This window comes from Alphaproteobacteria bacterium GM7ARS4, from assembly GCA_014332745.1.
Classification (GTDB): domain Bacteria; phylum Pseudomonadota; class Alphaproteobacteria; order GM7ARS4; family GM7ARS4; genus GM7ARS4.
On the sequence record JACONL010000009.1, the window covers coordinates 39,476 to 55,345 of the forward strand.

General features: G+C 51.7%; 17 protein-coding genes. 12 read left to right on the plus strand and 5 right to left on the minus strand.

Annotated features, from left to right (window positions below; all coding sequences use genetic code 11):
• Nucleotides 1–7: 7 nt before the first annotated feature.
• From GDA54_06100 to GDA54_06135, 8 genes are all read left to right on the plus strand, one after another.
• Entirely contained in the window at nucleotides 8–3,037 is a 3,030-nt protein-coding gene (locus tag GDA54_06100) for a DEAD/DEAH box helicase family protein (protein ID MBC6497870.1), read from the plus strand.
• A gap of 377 nt (nucleotides 3,038–3,414) precedes the next feature.
• Nucleotides 3,415–4,875 (plus strand): site-specific DNA-methyltransferase, encoded by a 1,461-nt coding sequence (locus tag GDA54_06105; GenBank protein ID MBC6497871.1) that lies wholly within the window; start codon nucleotides 3,415–3,417, stop codon nucleotides 4,873–4,875.
• Between the two features lie 136 nt (nucleotides 4,876–5,011).
• Complete coding sequence (locus GDA54_06110; GenBank protein ID MBC6497872.1) at nucleotides 5,012–5,350, plus strand: hypothetical protein; 339 nt, start codon at nucleotides 5,012–5,014, stop codon at nucleotides 5,348–5,350.
• On the plus strand, nucleotides 5,328–5,744 hold the full coding sequence (locus GDA54_06115) for a DUF2335 domain-containing protein (GenBank protein ID MBC6497873.1): 417 nt from the start codon (nucleotides 5,328–5,330) through the stop codon (nucleotides 5,742–5,744). The genes GDA54_06110 and GDA54_06115 overlap by 23 nt, the downstream gene beginning before the upstream one ends.
• A 79-nt stretch (nucleotides 5,745–5,823) precedes the next feature.
• The gene (efp, locus tag GDA54_06120) at nucleotides 5,824–6,390 is read left to right on the plus strand and encodes an elongation factor P (GenBank protein MBC6497874.1); all 567 of its coding nucleotides are present in this window, start codon (nucleotides 5,824–5,826) and stop codon (nucleotides 6,388–6,390) included.
• Nucleotides 6,391–6,470: 80 nt separating this feature from the next.
• A complete protein-coding gene (locus GDA54_06125; GenBank protein ID MBC6497875.1) occupies nucleotides 6,471–7,334 on the plus strand; it encodes a hypothetical protein in 864 nt (287 codons plus the stop codon).
• A 40-nt stretch (nucleotides 7,335–7,374) separates the two neighbouring features.
• On the plus strand, nucleotides 7,375–7,677 hold the full coding sequence (locus GDA54_06130; protein ID MBC6497876.1) for a hypothetical protein: 303 nt from the start codon (nucleotides 7,375–7,377) through the stop codon (nucleotides 7,675–7,677).
• Nucleotides 7,593–8,381: a cobalamin biosynthesis protein gene (locus tag GDA54_06135; protein MBC6497877.1), complete on the plus strand. Its 789-nt coding sequence runs from the start codon at nucleotides 7,593–7,595 to the stop codon at nucleotides 8,379–8,381. The genes GDA54_06130 and GDA54_06135 overlap by 85 nt, the downstream gene beginning before the upstream one ends.
• Here the strand turns inward: GDA54_06135 and GDA54_06140 are convergent.
• Complete coding sequence (locus GDA54_06140; GenBank protein ID MBC6497878.1) at nucleotides 8,378–9,103, minus strand: lipid-binding SYLF domain-containing protein; 726 nt, start codon at nucleotides 9,101–9,103, stop codon at nucleotides 8,378–8,380. The two genes, GDA54_06135 and GDA54_06140, sit on opposite strands and share 4 nt — an antisense overlap.
• 123 nt (nucleotides 9,104–9,226) lie before the next feature.
• On the opposite strand from GDA54_06140, the gene GDA54_06145 reads away from it, so the two are divergent.
• The 3 genes from GDA54_06145 to GDA54_06155 are packed head-to-tail and all read left to right on the plus strand — an operon-like array spanning nucleotide 9,227 to nucleotide 13,085.
• Nucleotides 9,227–11,434, plus strand: a complete 2,208-nt coding sequence (locus tag GDA54_06145) for a hypothetical protein (GenBank protein MBC6497879.1) — start codon at nucleotides 9,227–9,229, stop codon at nucleotides 11,432–11,434.
• Nucleotides 11,431–12,273, plus strand: coding sequence for a hypothetical protein (locus GDA54_06150; protein MBC6497880.1), 843 nt, complete (start codon nucleotides 11,431–11,433; stop codon nucleotides 12,271–12,273). The genes GDA54_06145 and GDA54_06150 overlap by 4 nt, the downstream gene beginning before the upstream one ends.
• A gap of 11 nt (nucleotides 12,274–12,284) precedes the next feature.
• On the plus strand, nucleotides 12,285–13,085 hold the full coding sequence (locus GDA54_06155) for a hypothetical protein (protein MBC6497881.1): 801 nt from the start codon (nucleotides 12,285–12,287) through the stop codon (nucleotides 13,083–13,085).
• 4 nt (nucleotides 13,086–13,089) lie between these two features.
• Here the strand turns inward: GDA54_06155 and GDA54_06160 are convergent, their stop codons facing one another.
• The 3 genes from GDA54_06160 to GDA54_06170 form a co-directional block, all read right to left on the minus strand.
• Nucleotides 13,090–13,701 (minus strand): sel1 repeat family protein, encoded by a 612-nt coding sequence (locus tag GDA54_06160; GenBank protein ID MBC6497882.1) that lies wholly within the window; start codon nucleotides 13,699–13,701, stop codon nucleotides 13,090–13,092.
• A gap of 136 nt (nucleotides 13,702–13,837) precedes the next feature.
• Complete coding sequence (locus tag GDA54_06165; protein MBC6497883.1) at nucleotides 13,838–14,314, minus strand: hypothetical protein; 477 nt, start codon at nucleotides 14,312–14,314, stop codon at nucleotides 13,838–13,840.
• A 4-nt stretch (nucleotides 14,315–14,318) separates the two neighbouring features.
• Entirely contained in the window at nucleotides 14,319–14,564 is a 246-nt protein-coding gene (locus tag GDA54_06170; GenBank protein MBC6497884.1) for a hypothetical protein, read from the minus strand.
• A gap of 130 nt (nucleotides 14,565–14,694) precedes the next feature.
• On the opposite strand from GDA54_06170, the gene GDA54_06175 reads away from it, so the two are divergent.
• On the plus strand, nucleotides 14,695–15,201 hold the full coding sequence (locus GDA54_06175) for a hypothetical protein (protein ID MBC6497885.1): 507 nt from the start codon (nucleotides 14,695–14,697) through the stop codon (nucleotides 15,199–15,201).
• 15 nt (nucleotides 15,202–15,216) lie between these two features.
• Here the strand turns inward: GDA54_06175 and GDA54_06180 are convergent, their stop codons facing one another.
• Entirely contained in the window at nucleotides 15,217–15,705 is a 489-nt protein-coding gene (locus tag GDA54_06180; GenBank protein MBC6497886.1) for a hypothetical protein, read from the minus strand.
• Nucleotides 15,706–15,870: the final 165 nt, after the last annotated feature.

The following is a 15,870-nucleotide window of genomic DNA, read 5'->3' on the forward strand; positions in this document are numbered from 1 at the left end:
AACGCGCATGTCACTTCTCTTCGAAAAGCAAGGCTACCAAGATGATTGTGTTGACTCCATCATAGAGGCTTTAGGCACAAGCGAGAATCTCACGACATTCTCTCCCCTCAGGCAATCGCTCCAGAAGATTCAGGCAAAGAACAACATACCCCTAGGGATTAGGACAACCAGCGATGACAGGCGTCTTGATATTGTGATGGAGACGGGAACAGGCAAGACCTTCACCTATCTCAAAGCCATGTTCGAATTAAACGCCCATTATCACGTCAATCACTTCCTTATTTTCGTGCCGCGTTTAGCCATACGCGAAGGCATCTTACAGAACATTGCCTTAACCTCTTCTTATTTCGCCCAGATGTATGGTGGCAGGCGTATCACGTCCCATTGTTATAGTGGCGCAGGCGATGTGGGTGAGGCAGCGCGCTTTCTCTACGGGAGAGGCAAAGATTTATCTGTTCTTATCCTCACCAGCCAATCCATCGCCGCAAAAAATAAGGCTACGCGGGTTTTACACCGCGTGCAAGAACATGAGAGGTATGGCAGGAAAAGTCTACTTGAGAACATTGCTCAGCGCAACCCCGTCATTATCATCGATGAACCCCATCTATTGAAGGGTGATGTCTTCAAGGAGACCTATGATAAACATTTCTCACGCGCTCTCTGTCTACGCTTTGGCGCAACCTTTCCCAATACATCGACCTCTCAAGACTCCCGCCATGCCTTATCCAATGTTGTCTATTGCTTGGATAGTCTATCAGCCTTTCGCCAATATCTGGTGAAGCAAATCCATGTCAGCAATGTAGCAGGGACAGGCCATGCCATATCCTTTATGGAGAAAGGCGCAAACAAAAACGAGGTGAAGATCGCCTATGAAAGGGAAGGTAACGCCCACAGGGCGACGCTCTCCTATGGCGAGGATATTGGCGTCAAGACGGGGGATAAGAACTATGACGGCGTCTGGATTGTCAGGGTTGCAAAGGACAAAGTGCATTTTTCCGATGGACGCGACCCCATCCCTCTACGTAGCCACTATGAACTCTCTGATGAAGAAATTCGGGTGATGGTGCGCGACGCCATAGAACGCCACTTTGAGAAAGAAAAAACACTCTTCGCGCAACACATCAAGGCGCTCTCTCTTTTCTTCATTCCGCGCATCGATGACTTTCGCGGGCAAGAACCACGTATCAAACGTATCTTTGAAGAGGAATACAAGAAACAACAAAAGGACATCGTGCGCGGCTTGACAGCCGACGACCATGCCTACGGGGCATATCTAAAACGCGACTATGATGAACAAGGGACGCTCAAGGTGCATGAGGGCTATTTCTCAGGCGATAAAGGCACAAAAGGAAGCTCGCAAGAAGCAAAAGAGGCCTCTATATGCGACATTATCCTCAGGGACAAGGTGCGCCTCCTCTCTTTGCAAGAGCCATTGCGCTTTGTCTTTTCTGTATGGGCGTTGCAAGAGGGATGGGACAACCCCAATATCTTCACCCTCTGTAAAATTGCGCCCACCAGCAAGGACACATCAAGGCGTCAGCAAGTAGGACGTGGCTTGCGCCTTGCCGTCAACAATAAGGGACAGCGTATCACCCATGCCTATTGTCGAGAGGATGACAACGCCTTCTACGACATCAATCGCTTAGACGTCATCGTCTCGAACCAAGAACGTGGCTTTATCGATGACATCCAAAGGGAAATCCAAGACAACAGCTACGTTCTTGGCGGTGAGACACTGGACCATGCCACCTTGAAACAAAATTATGCCTTGAACGAAATGCAAGCGAGGGAAACCATCAATCTCTTGCTTAAGCATGGCGCGATCACGCCAGCGGAAGATGGCTCATGCTATCGTATCACAGCCTCCTTGACAGCATGCATGGACCAACATAAACAAGAATTCCAAGCCTTCCTGAAAGAGCGCTATGACACGCTCTATAAGGATTTCAAAAACGCCAAGGATGCGCGCCATGAACCCGCCATCGGCTCCAGTAACAAGGACGATGTTAAAGTACCCATTCGTCACAATAAGGCGCAAGAACTCAAAGACCTATGGCATGCCATCACACGCGAAGCCCGTATCGTCTATGAAAATATCAAGGACGAGGATATTATCAACAGCGTTCGCGACGACTTCGCCAACGAGACCATCGACCCCGTCTACATCCATGTCAAAACAAAACGTTACGACCACATGCAAGATAAAATTATCCCTGAAGACACAAAAACCTTAGGCATACGCGACTTCTGGCAGGTTGGGGGATATGAACGATTCCTATACCGATTCGCTGAAAAAGAGAAACTTCCCCTCCCTTTTGTCTGTCGCCTCTTTCACGCCTTGCCAAAGGACAAGATAAAGAACCATCCCTCACGGGCCTATACCATGCTCAAACAGCTCGTGCAAAAGGCCATCCATCGCCACATTATCAACAGCGTCAACAGCGTCAACTATAAATTCGATAGTACGACCCGTATCACAGGGGAAGACCCCCTGTATGACAAGGATGGCACTCCTAAAGAACATATCAAGGCAGGCCTCTTAGGGCGCTGCCCCAGCTCTGAATCGTCGTCGCCGTCTCACAACCTCGAATCATCCCCGCCCCCCTATCTCTATGACAAAATATACTATGACTCTGACATAGAGCATAAGACCATCACCGAAACCCCGCCCGACAAAAAGCAATACGAGCTTGTCGTTTTTGGCAAATTGCCGCGTATCAACATTCCCACGCCCTACAAGCACTATAATCCCGACTTTGCCTATCTCATCAAAAAGAAAGCGCATGACAAAAATCATGACAAAAACCCTGACACAACCCTCTTCTTTATTGTCGAGACCAAAGGCTATGATAAGATGGCAGACCTAAAGGACGAGGAAACCATGAAGATAAAGTATGGCAGGAAATTCTTTCACGCCCTCAACGAGCATATCAAAAAGGAACATGATAACGTGGAGGTGCGCTTTTGTGAGCGTTTGCCAAAAGATAAGCTTATCGACATGCTTCAAAGCCTATACCAAGAGGAAGCAAAGACATGATTGCTCAGGATAAGGCGCGCGCCTGTGGACTTCATATAAAGGACTCGTGACAAGCATTGGCGTTAGAGCAGGCGCGCAAGAGAGACCAACTCAAAGCCCTTATCCCGCACCTTGTGAATAGTGAAGGCATGGTGAATGTGGATGCCCTATGCGATGCCTTTGGCGAAGAACGTCTGACGACCGATAGGCAAGGCTATGGCCTTCATTTTGTTGGCAAGGCGCTCGCCAACGCTGAGGCGGATAGGGACCCAGAGCAAGAATTGCGCTGTGAGCAAGAGCAATCAAAAGTCTGGAACAAGACGCGCAACATGATCATCCGCGGTGATAATCTGGACGTCTTGAAATTGCTCAAGCGCAACTATTATGGCAAAGTCAAGATGATTTACATTGACCCGCCCTATAATACCCGTAGCGATGAATTCATCTATAAGGACAACTTCGTTGAGAGCAAGCCATATTGGGAAGCGCATTATGATTTAGACAATGACACCATCGATTCATTTCACACGATCTATGGCAGTCGCACCCATTCGGGGTGGCTGGCCTTCATGTATCCTCGCCTGCGCCTTGCCCGCGACCTCTTGCGCGATGATGGCGTCATATATATCTCCATCGATGAACATGAGCAAGCAAACCTTAAGCTGATGTGTGACGAGATTTTTGGCGAGGAAAATCACTTAGGCGAGTTGATTCGTAAGACAAAATCGACGACCAATGACCCAAAGAATGGCTTTAATATCCAACATGAGTATTGTTGCCTCTATGCCCGCAAAAAAGAAGCCCTCATTTTAGCGGGGGAAGAGAAAGATTTTCACAACTATAAAAACCCCGACAATGACCCCAATGGCCTATGGGTGAGTAGCGGGATCTGTGCCAAGAGGAGTGATACGCGTTTTCCCATCAAAAATCCTTATACAGGCAAGGTTGATTATCCCCCCAAGGGGGCGAGCTGGCGTTTTTCTGAATCGTCATTCCGTGAGCATATAAAATCTGGAAAAATCGTTTTTAAGAAGGCTCACAAAGAGAACGAACGGGGTTTTATTTTTAAGCGCTATCTCCATGAGGTGAAAAGCAAACGCGATTATGTCAATAGCCTATTCGCTACCGACAATGCCTTTATGAATCAGGTGGCGACAAAGGAAGGCGTGGCGTTGATGGGGGATATTTTCGCCAGCTACCCTAAGCCTGTGTCATACCTTGAGAAAATCATTTTCTATACCACGTCCCATCATGACATTATCTTAGATTTCTTTGCGGGCTCTGGCACGACGGCGCATGCCGTCATGAAGGTGAATGCCAAGGATGGTGGCGAACGTTCTTTCATCATGGTGGAATGGAACGAGAAGATAGACAAAAGGAAATTTCCTGACGCCCATCAATTTTGCGCGGAGCATCGTCTCAAACCCGTCATTTCTTCCATCACCATCGAGCGTATCAAGAGGGCGGGTGACAAGCTCAAGGGGGCGTTAGGGATGACGGGTGTTGCCCTTGACACGGGTTATAAAGTCTTTTCCCTTGCTAAGCAGCGGCGTCTTGCCATCTCGGAGGGGGCGTTGCCTATCGTCCATGCCCCCAGTAGTGACCCGCCTTCTTCCCTCGATGTCCTCTACAACCTTATCATGAAAAGTAATAAAGACCTTCACGAGCCTTTCGAGACCATAGAGAAAGACGCTTTGTATCGTCAAGGCGACACCTATTACGTCATTGGCAAGTGCGATACCCCTCTTGGCGACAAAGGGGACATCCATATTGATGGTTTTGCCGACATTGATTTAGAGCAATGGCTCAACAGCATTGGCCTCGAGCAAGAAGGCCGCAACGTCGTCGTCCATTATTGATGTCACAGGCGTGCAAACACCAAAAAAGATATTATATTGTTAAGGTGGCGTCCTTCGGTAGATTTCTTTTTGACATAGGGCAACGACATACGTTACTATCGTAGACGGGTTTGGCAACAACAGGAGACACTCACTCATGGCGACTCTTACATCTGTCTTAGGTAAACTATCCCATATCTTTAGCGGGTTGAACGTTCCCTTTGGGTTTCCGTCTTTCCCTGTGGATGAGGATTTTGACGAAGCGTTGCGAAGGGACATGGAGCGCGACGCGCGGGCTCTTGCCAGTGATTGGGAGCAGGTAGGCCAAGACATGCGTCGGGCGATGGACTCGTTTTATACACATCACATGGACGACAGCCAGCGGGCGCAACTTCTAGAGATTTTAGAGGCGAACCCTACCACACAAGAGAGCGCCGTCCACTACAAGGTGCTCGTTCCCGCCGTCCTTTTTGATGATGGCACAGAAGAAAGATAAGACACAGGAAGACGCAAACGCTCTTCCCGCTGAGGGCAAGTCCTCTTCTCTTGTGAAGAAGGGAGCAGAGAAGGAAGACACAAACACTCTTCCTGCTAAAGGTAAGTCCTCTTCTCTTGTGAAGAAGGAAGGCGGAATGGTGGTGGAGGGGGGGGAAGTGTTGAAACGCGTGTCGTTCGTGCTGTCGGAGGAGCACTCTACGTGGAGGACGTCTCTTCCTCCATCCAAAGAGATGACAGGCTATGAGGAAACGTTAAAAGGGGCGGCTAACCGCATTGTCGCCATGGCGGAGGATAATGCTCGTCATAGAAGGGGCATGGGCCAAGGGCTTCTCGTTATTGTCTTCATTATTGTTGGCGTGCTTGCTGGTGCCGTGTCCTATGCTTTTTTTTGAAGGTATACCTGCCCTTGCAATGACTGGGTGTGCCATGCTCACCTTCATTGCTATGCGCGTTCTCAAGAGCAAATAACCCGTGAAAATCAACGCCATACAGATACGCGCCGGCCACGTCTTAGAGCATCAGGGCAAGCGTTATACGGTGCTCTCTAACACCATCCTTCAGCCGGGCAAGGGCAGTGCTTTCGTGCAAGTTGAAATGCGCGACATTGCCACTGGCACAAAAGTCAATCAACGATGGCGCACCCAAGAGAGTGTTGAACGCCTTCATGTCGAGGAACATCTGTGCCAATTTCTCTATATGGAGGGGACAAACATCACCCTCATGGACAAAGAGAGTTATGAACAATATAGCCTTTCTCAAGAGATGTTAGGAAAAGCGCAACGTTTTTTACAAGATGGCATGGAGGTTGCTGTCGACTTCATCGATGGTGAGGCTGTCAGCGTGCGCCTTCCCCCGACCGTCACATTGACGGTGCGAGAGGCAGACCCCGTCATCAAAGGGCAGACCGCCACATCATCCTATAAATCCGCCCTGTTGGATAATGGTGTGAAAACGATGGTGCCGCCTCATATCAGTGTTGGTGATGGTGTTGTCATCAATACCCTTGATGGCAGCTATGTAGAAAAGGCAAAATCTTAGCCGCTCATGCGCTGTGCCTGTCGCTGTGCCTGTCGCTATGTCTGTGTGTTTGTGCGTGGCGTCCGTCATAAATGTGCTGTATGGGCATGCGCTTTATGGGCTGGTGTTTTATGCGCGAGGTAGATTATAATGCTCTTTCTAACGTCATGATGCATGCGGTGCGCGACGCCGCCCATGGCGTCTTGCGGGACATTGGCGAAATAGAGAACATTCAGCGTCGTCACAAGGGGCTTCGCTCTTACACGACCCATGCGTGGCAACGTGTTGCCAAGTCTCTTGTTGAGGCTCTGTCGCGTGCGCGTCCAGCCTTTGGCCTTGTCATCAGAGGGCAACCCTATCGCAAAGGAGAGGCGCAGGATGAATGGATTATTGACCCTATCAATGGCTTTACCAATTTTTGTCGCGGGGTTGCCCATTGCGCTTTGTCTGTGGCATGTCGTCATGGCGAGGATATTGTCGCATGTGTGTTATATGATGTGGTGCGAGGCGAGCTTTTCCGCGCAGTGAAGGGGCGAGGCAGTTTCTGTGAGAGCAAGCGCATACGCATGGAGCGAGGACGCCCATGGCCTGAGAGCATGCTGGCCATGGGAGGGGCGAGCATGCTCTCTATGGCGCGTCTTTCTCAACAGACGCCATCGACCGCCCCATCCCCCGTCATGCCTCATCTACGCCATACGGGTGCGGACGCCATTGATATGGCGTGGAGCGCATGTGGCAGGTATGATGGCTATGTGGGTGTGTGTGTTCCTTTTGCCTCTGTGGCAAGCGGGATGTTATTAGTGCGTGAGGCTGGCGGGCTTGTTCATATGTCGCCTGTGTCATCGTCTCAGTATGCGCGCCATCGTTCCTCTCACCTTCGAGAGCGTGGGGCTTATTGCACCATCGTTGCTGGCACGCCTGAGTGTTATCGGCGCGTGATGGATATGATGGCGACAATGGACTAAGGCTAAGGCCATGAGAGAGGATGTCATAGGTGCGCAACACATGAGCCATGGCGTGGGCTATGGCGTCATCGCTGGTGATATGCTCTGTGTCGTCATGCTCCTGCTGGCGTGTCTTGGTGATGTTTTGGGCCTTTATCGGGTGTTTGGGCGTTCTTATCATCCTGTGCGTCTTGTGGGGCATGTCTTCTCTTATGGTGAGAGATGTTTAAATCAAGGGGCGCGTGGCATAGGATTGCGTCTGAGAGGTTTTTTTTTGTCTTGTGTGTCGTTGCCTGTGCCGTGTGGTTTGGGCAATGGCTTGAGGGGGTTGGGGGATGGCTTGGTGTTGGGCTTGAGGTTTTAACCCTATCGGTCATTCTCTGTATGCGCGAATTGCATGCCTATGGCATGCGTGTGATGGCGGGATTATATGGCCATGAGACCCATGAGCAAGCCCGTCATGCCTTATCGTCCATTGTGGGAAGACGCACCGATGATTTAGACGCCAGTGGCATGACGAAGGCCACCATCGAGAGTCTGTTCGAGAATTTCCATGATGGCATTGTAGCGCCGCTCATGTGGTATGTCTTAGGTGGACTATCGGGGATGCTTGCCATGAAGTGCGTCAACACGTTGGACTCGATGATAGGGTATCGCTGGGGGCGTTATGGTGATTTTGGTTTAGGGGCGGCGCGTTTGGATGATGGCATGGGGTATGTATCGGCGCGTCTCAGTTATGGGGTGATTTTATGCGGTGGGGTATGTGGGCGCTTATGGGGTTCTGTGGGAGATTTTTCGTTGTTGAAAGGCTTACGGGTTGGATGGCGTGATGCCTCAAACCATGTATCGGTTAATGCTGGCTGGCCTGAGGCGGCGTCCGCTGTCGTGTTGGGCGTGCGTTTAGGGGGAAGGCGTGTTTATGGGACGCATGTGGTGGATGGAGCGCCGATAGGCGATGGCAGAGACGTATTGCATGGCGATGATTTGACATCCGCTATGGCGCTTTATCGCTGGAGTTGTGCCTGTGCTTGCGGGGTCGCCTGTCTGGCGGTTTTTTTCTTATGTTAGATGGATGAGAGGAGGCGTAACAATTGCCCCGCCATGGTGTTGCTATATTTATCCGAGCCAAGAATGGCGGCAACGGAAGCGCCTCGTCCATAAAACGCCTGATTGAGTTCGGTATCGGCGTCGATATAGGCGCCTTCGATACTGATACCAAAGAAGATTCCATTAGATTGAGAGAAGGAATACACATCGGCAAGGCTGGCTGTTGTTGCTGTTTCTTCACCCGCGCCGAACGTCCCAATGGCAACGCTCAATTCAGCGCCCAACTTAACCCGTTGCTGTATGATAGAGATCACGCCTCGCTCGCTCATGATAGCAAAGAGCGCTTCGTTATCCGACAGTCCCGCTTGCGCTCCTAAACTCACGGCGCCGATTTCGAAAAAGGCGGGATGACTGAAATTGCCATTTTTACGTTTGACGACCATCACGCCCCGTCCCCCCTCGACGCCAATGAGGAAGCCCGCCTTGAGGATACTAGGAAAAATCATAATGCCTTTTGCGTTCCTCAGCCTTTGGCGCAAGCGCGTATTTTCCGCGTCCGCCAAGAGACGCTTGACGGAGATAACGCATTCTTGCAGAATCTCCTCTGCTTGCATATAACTTGGATTGAGCCTATCCACTGTCGCATTGGCAGTGGCAGGCGAAAACGCAAGCCCAGTGCAAAAGAAGCACAATAAGGCAGGACATATCGTGGTATATCGAGCAGGGTGGAGTAGTGCCTTCATCTGGTGTGTCCTTTATTCGAAGAAGTATGCGCGTAAGCGAGGGTGGATGGAGAGATCACAGGAACAACAACACCATGAATGTATAGGACAACGCCTTCGAAGTCAAACAAAGAATGACAGCTCATGCGCAGAGTATACGCTTATTATAACGATAGACAAGAAAAGAACAGACCATTGACAGAAAAAATTGATTGGCATTTCCCTCCCAGTGGTGGCGGGCGCTATCATGGGTGGCATGATGCGGGTATCGAGATGTTTCAGGGACATCCTTACCACCATGTCGTGCGTGAATTGTTGCAAAATGCTCTCGATGCGGGGGTAGAGGGCAAGGGTGGCGTGCGTGTCGTTTTGTCCCATTGTATGATGAAGAGACAGGATATTCCGGGGTGTGACTCGCTCCATAGGGCGTTGCGCCTTTGCCAGCAAGAAAAGCAAGCCTTACAGGATAACGGACATCATGACGACCAAGCGCAAACCGCCATCGCCCATGCGTTAGCGACATTATCGAAAGAGCATGTGCCATGCCTCAAGGTAGAGGATTTTGGCACGACGGGCTTGCGTGAAGGGAAGGAATGGGATGCCCTGACGAAGGGTGAAGGCATCAGTATCAAGCGCCATGGCCATGCGGGAGGCTCTTTCGGCATAGGGAAAAATGCGTCCTTTGTCCTCTCTGATATACGCACCGTGTTTTATGCCACACGTTACATGCGTCTGGATGGGACACCCGTTTCCCTTGCTCAAGGAAAGTCCGTCCTCATGTCCCACAAAGCTGACCATGCCGATGGTGGGGGAAAGACGCAAGGAACAGGATTTTATGGCTTCTATGAGGGTTGTGAACCTCTACGCCATCAAGACATCCCGCCTTTTTTACGGAGAACGGAAACAGGGGCAACGACGTTTATTCTTGCTCTTCGCCATGAGGATGATTGGCAGCGCCATGTCATTGCGACCGTGCTGGCCAATTTTTTCTATGCCATTCATGCGGGTTTTTTATCTGTGACGCTCGAGGGAGGCGAGTCCTCTCACGAAAGGTGCGACATCACGCATGAGACATTAGCCGATGTTTTCGCCCGTCACCGCGCCCATGCCCATGGTGCGCATGATGACGATGACATGGTGGAGGCAGCGCGTCACTACATGATGGCCGTGCGGGAGGGACAATGCGTGCGTGCGTCTTTGCAGGGTTTGGGGCGTTGTCGTCTATGGATAGGCAAGAGCGCTGTCGGTGAGGGAGGCATAGGGGCGAGAGCGCCACGTGCCGTTGCCTTGTTGCGTCGCTCAGGCATGGTGATAACCGATAAACAGCGTCAGGTGAGGAATAGGCAGTGGACGGGCTATCCCCCCTTTGCGGGTGTGTTTCTTTGTGAAGATAAGGAGGGTAACCGCCTCTTGCGGAGGATGGAGAACCCCCAGCATAATGCCTTAGAGCCAAAACGTGTGCCGCAAGGGGCGCAACGCCGCGCATGTATCGAGGCGTTGGACGAGATGGCCGCATGGATAAGGGAGACCATAGAGAGCCATGGAGGATTGCCGACGATGCGTTCCTTTGGCGTCGAGGCGTTAGATGCCTTCTTCTTAAACCAAGACACATCGCCTCATGGGCCTCAGGGGCCTCAGGGGCCTCAGGGGAAAAAAGGCGAGAAACGACAGAAAAAAAAGGAACGTGCGACCACCCATAACCATCATGACCATTCCCCCACGGATATGGCGAGACAGAGTCCTCATGCCGTTTTGGCGAGTATTCCCCGTCTCACGGGGCTTACCTCTGGCGTTATGGGGGGTGTGATAGGCAGAGCCCATGCGCCCCAGCAAGGACAAGGCGGAGGCGACAGACTCTCTCACAAGGGGACATCACCCATCCATGGCGCGCTCAAAAATGTAGGACAGTTTGTGTCAAAGGTGATGGCCAGTGGCAAGACATCGACAGCACAAGAATCGCGAGGAGGGAAAACGCCCCCGCCTCATGTCCTTATAGACGATGTGCGTATCCTCATAGAGAAGGACGACCCCGCGCAGAGAGTCGTCTTTTTTACACCCCGAGAGGACGGAACAATGACGTTGCGCTTTGTGGCATGTGGCGATAGCGCAGAGACATGGCGCTCTGTGCAAGAGGTGCGTTCTGTCTCAGGCGCGAGTGCGTGCGCGCTTCGTAACAGCCACCATAGCGACGATACGCCAGACACAAAAGACCATGTCAATGCCATAGAATGCGCCGTGCATGCGTCTCAGCGGGTGCGTCTTACTGTCACCTTTTCTAGCGCCTTTGCTGACAGCGAGGCAGGTGATTGCCTTGCCATCATAGCGCAAAAAAAGGACGAGGACAAGCCATGAAGAGCATACACCACAAGACCTACCCCTATCCCGTGCTATCGCCGACCCCACGGGACTATCCCCATGCGACAATGGAGGCAACCATCGAGCCTATCGTCAAGCCCTCTGGCGAGGTTGACATCACCCTTGATGTTCATGGTGTCCCCGACCAGCTGCGAGCGATGATAGATAAAAAAGAGGCATGCTACGGACTCGAGCTCTTCTGTGAAGCCACATGGACTCGCTCTCTCTTTCGCCTCTTTCAATCCCCCGCCACATGCGTATGCCCGCCATGGCATATCACAGGCGCAATAGAAGCCCACCCCTTCATCATATCCTTGCGTGATGGACGCGCCATCACCTACCCCCACACGCACGAGGAGTTTGCCGACCGCGCCTTCACCCGCAAAAAAGGCGACATCTTGGCATGGGGACAGCCTGTGCGCGCCATCATCACCCACAGGCGACAAACACAGAAACCCTCTCTGTTTCATATGGTTGCGAGCGACGATGTAACAGCAGGCATGTTTCACATAGACGTTACGGGTGACTCCATCGCCATCAAGCTCCACGAGGATGACATCACAGCATGCCACACCCTCATGCGACAGGGAAAACACACAGCATGGCTGTTATCATCGCTGTATCTCAGCGCGGTTGTAGAGACCCTCTACCATATGCGCCATACAGGTGCGACCCATCGCCATAAATGGTGGTATCACATCATCCACCATGCCATGACACGCAAAAAACTCACCCTAGCGAACAACGAGTCGCTGTTAGACATCGCGCAACAGCTCTTGACAGAGCCTTCTGGACAGCCCCCCCTAGGATGCGCCCTCAGCCGTCATACGCCATGAAGGCAACGCCCATGACCATAACCCCGATGCGATGGTATGACGAGGAGAGCGTGCGCATGCTGGAACAGCATATCACAGGCAACAGCGCCCTCTATGAACGGGATGACGAGGCTATGACATACGCCGTGACATGGCCATGCCTCACACAAGGCGACAACATGCGCCATGCCTATCCCCTTGATGGCGATTGGCGCATAGAGGGATTACAAGAGTCATTGCTGGCAACCCTCTCAGCGACAGGCAATGACAATGACAACGACAGCCATGACGATAAACGCGCCGTCATAGTGCTGTATGATGCCATGCAACAGCTCCCCCCCCTAGAGGCATGCCGTGCGGGTTTGTGGGTGTATCTTGCCCATCATAGTTTGCGTGCCTACATGGCGCGCCGTTGGTTGAGCGATACGACCATGAAGGCGTCCCACAAGGAGTCCATCATCAAGGCGCGCTATTTCATCCATGACAAAAGCAGGCCCCTATGGACGCATGGCATTGCGCGCCTATGGTGGATAGGGCATATGCTGTCGCGGTGCGCCATGCCTTCATTAGAGGAAGGCCTATTCCTCTTGTTCTTATCGCCGCCCATCGGTGAGCGTCTGCTGGCCTATGGCATGAGCGCTGAGATCTTCACAGCGCTCATGCGCGTCATGGCGGACTCCTATCATGGCGACAGAGCCCTCTTTCAAGAGGCAACGTTTTCCTCTTTCCTCACAAGAGTGGACATCATCGGTGGACGTACCATGCTCAACGCCCTCCCCGCAAAAGAGCTCTACCAACGCCTTTCATCCCTTGCCACCGACTCCCTCATGTGAGCCATCATTGCTCCTTTTTCAATCTGGCATAATTTTTACAGCCCGTTTGGTCCTTGAGGTCGCATGCCTTGCCAAAAGACTCTAACGCCTTTTGATGGCTCTGCCTGACGCCCTGTCCTTTCGCATACATCACCCCGAGGTTATTACACCCATCTCCATCATCCAAAGCGCATGCCTTTTCATAGAGTTCCACGGCCTTAAAATCATCTTGCCTGACGCCCTCTCCTGTCGCATACATCAGCCCGAGGTTGAAACACCCCCCGCCAACATCCAAGTCGCATGCCTTTTCATAGAGTGCCACTGCCCGCCCATCATCCTGTCTGACAACCCGTCCCGAGCCATACCTCACCCCGAGGTTAAAACACCCCAAGCCCTCATCCAAACCACATGCCTTTTCATAGAGCGTCACGGCTTTAGAATCATCCTGTCTGACACCCCGTCCCTCGGCATACCTCACCCCGAGGCGAGCACACCCCTTGCCATCACCCGAGTCACATGCCGTTTGGTAGCGTTCCACTAGCCACTCATCACTACAGGCATGAAGCTGCATAACACACAGGAACACGCCCACGGCCATCACCCATTGTTTCATGCCCCATGCTCTTCTTGTCATCATGATGTTTCACCCTGTCATCATAGGTTGTTATCCTATGCCCTCCATGGCGCGAGCTCAGCCTAGCACATCCCCCACCCCCACACAAGAGCCCGCCCCCATGTCACAGGGATAAAACGAGGGAAGGCCTGGTAACGCCTTACTTGGCAAAGCTGAAATGGCCTGAGAAAGAATCATAGATAAAGAGCCCTCCCCGCATAAAATCGCGCCCCAATATCACACGATGGGGTGCTAGATTATCGGCGTGAATGCCGAACAGGCGTCCATAAACATTCATGGCTGGAACATTTTTAATCATGATAAACCCCAAATATATCGGGTGTTGTTCTACGCCCGTAACACCTCGCAAAGGTTGTTTATCAACCACCTTCAAGCCAAGGTTCTGCGCCACATCAATTCTGATGGAGGAACAAGTTGCCCCTGTATCCATGAGGGCATAAAACGGCTCACGAGACATACGAACACCCGTATTACCCTGTTGTTGGAATTGGTGGTATACGTCGATTGGCTTCCCAATAGAGACGTAAGCCGTCGGGCCCCAATGCTCTAAAATGTCTCTTCCATGTATTTCACCGTCTGCCCCATTGCCTTTAAAATCAAATTTAACGATAGGCATGTGCTCAAATGCCGTAGAGATAAGAGCTGGGAAGTTTAGGCGCTATCTCCGTCATTTCGCGTATCAGGTAGACGCCGTCCCCGTATTTTTCCATAGCAAAAATGGCTGCATCATTGAAAGAGTCGCATGCCTTGACAACTTCGTGATTCTTCACGACAATGACTTTCCCCTTATATGTTTTCAGCAACTCTTTCTGGTGTTGATTGACATAGGCAATCTCGTCATCGAGCTCTTGTTCACTTGTTTTCATGTCATTCATCGTCTTCTCTCATGACCGTTGTGTGATAAAAAACATGTCACCCATTATCTAGCGACTCACTGATAAAAAGCAAGGGTTTGTTTTATGTCAAGGTGACGGGGAGTGGGAGGAGAGAGGATGTATGGAGAGACGTAGGATCATTGTCAATGACAGGATGCAGCGGGGCTATGGCTATTGGTTGACGTCACCGATGGGTGAGGATTTTGCCTCCGACTTCACGCCTCACCTCACGCCGCCAGCGCTATTGCGTCTAGGTGTTTTTGGTGGGAAATACATGACGGATTGCCGTGATGAATTCCCTGCCTCTTGGTTCGATGGGGTGCGTTTTAGTGTTGTATCGCCCCAAGCCTCTTATAATTTCTTTGGTGTTTTGGCGTCCCAGCCTTTATCGGTATGGCGTGCCAAGGGGTGGATATGTGAGGACGACCCTCGAGGGTGGTTTCAGTGGTATTGTCGTTATTATTATGGTCGTCGCCATGAGGATGACAGGCGTCAGATCATGCGTTGGCGTTTAGTGAGGCGTCATGTGGCACAACTCACGCGCCATTGCAAGACAGGTGATTGGTCTTGTCGTCCTCGTCAGCGTCAAGCCCTTCTTCATTGGGCGTATGATAGCCGTGTGCTGTGAGCCATCAACATGACGTCAAGCGGGTGGGCGTTGTATACCCATAAGCCATCCGCCTAACCCTCCCATCACTGCTCCCACGATAGCCCCCATCGGGTCGTTGATAGCGCCCCCCATCAACCCCGTGATTGTTGCCATGATGATGGCCCAGCTGAGCGCTTTCAGCATGGTCTTTTTCTGCGCGCCGATGGATATGACGGCGCCCATCATTGTGCCAATGACAGCGCCCAGAATGGTGCTATCGACACCCCCCATACTGATGCCGACGCCAGCTCCGATTCCTGCCAAGACGATGATAACGGTTGGTATGTTCCCTTTGTCATCCATCGCCTTTTTGATGACGCCTCCGACGATAGCCCCGAGAACAATCCCGACAATCGTTCCCCACAACACTTCCACAGGGTGCTCGTTTATCACCCATCCTATGACGCCGCCCACGAGCGTCAAGCACGCGACAACCGCAACCCCCTTATTCCCTTTGCCTCCCGATATTGTAGGTTCAGTCATGTCTTGCTGTCTGGTGAAACGCTATGCCTCATGCGCCTTTTCCCTATCAGTGACTCATAGCGCCCTTTTTGATTCCATAGAGTGTCCCGCCCACGACACCTCATCTGACCATACCTCTTGTGCGCGTGCTAGGCGCGCACGAACGTCACACGCTCTGAGTACATG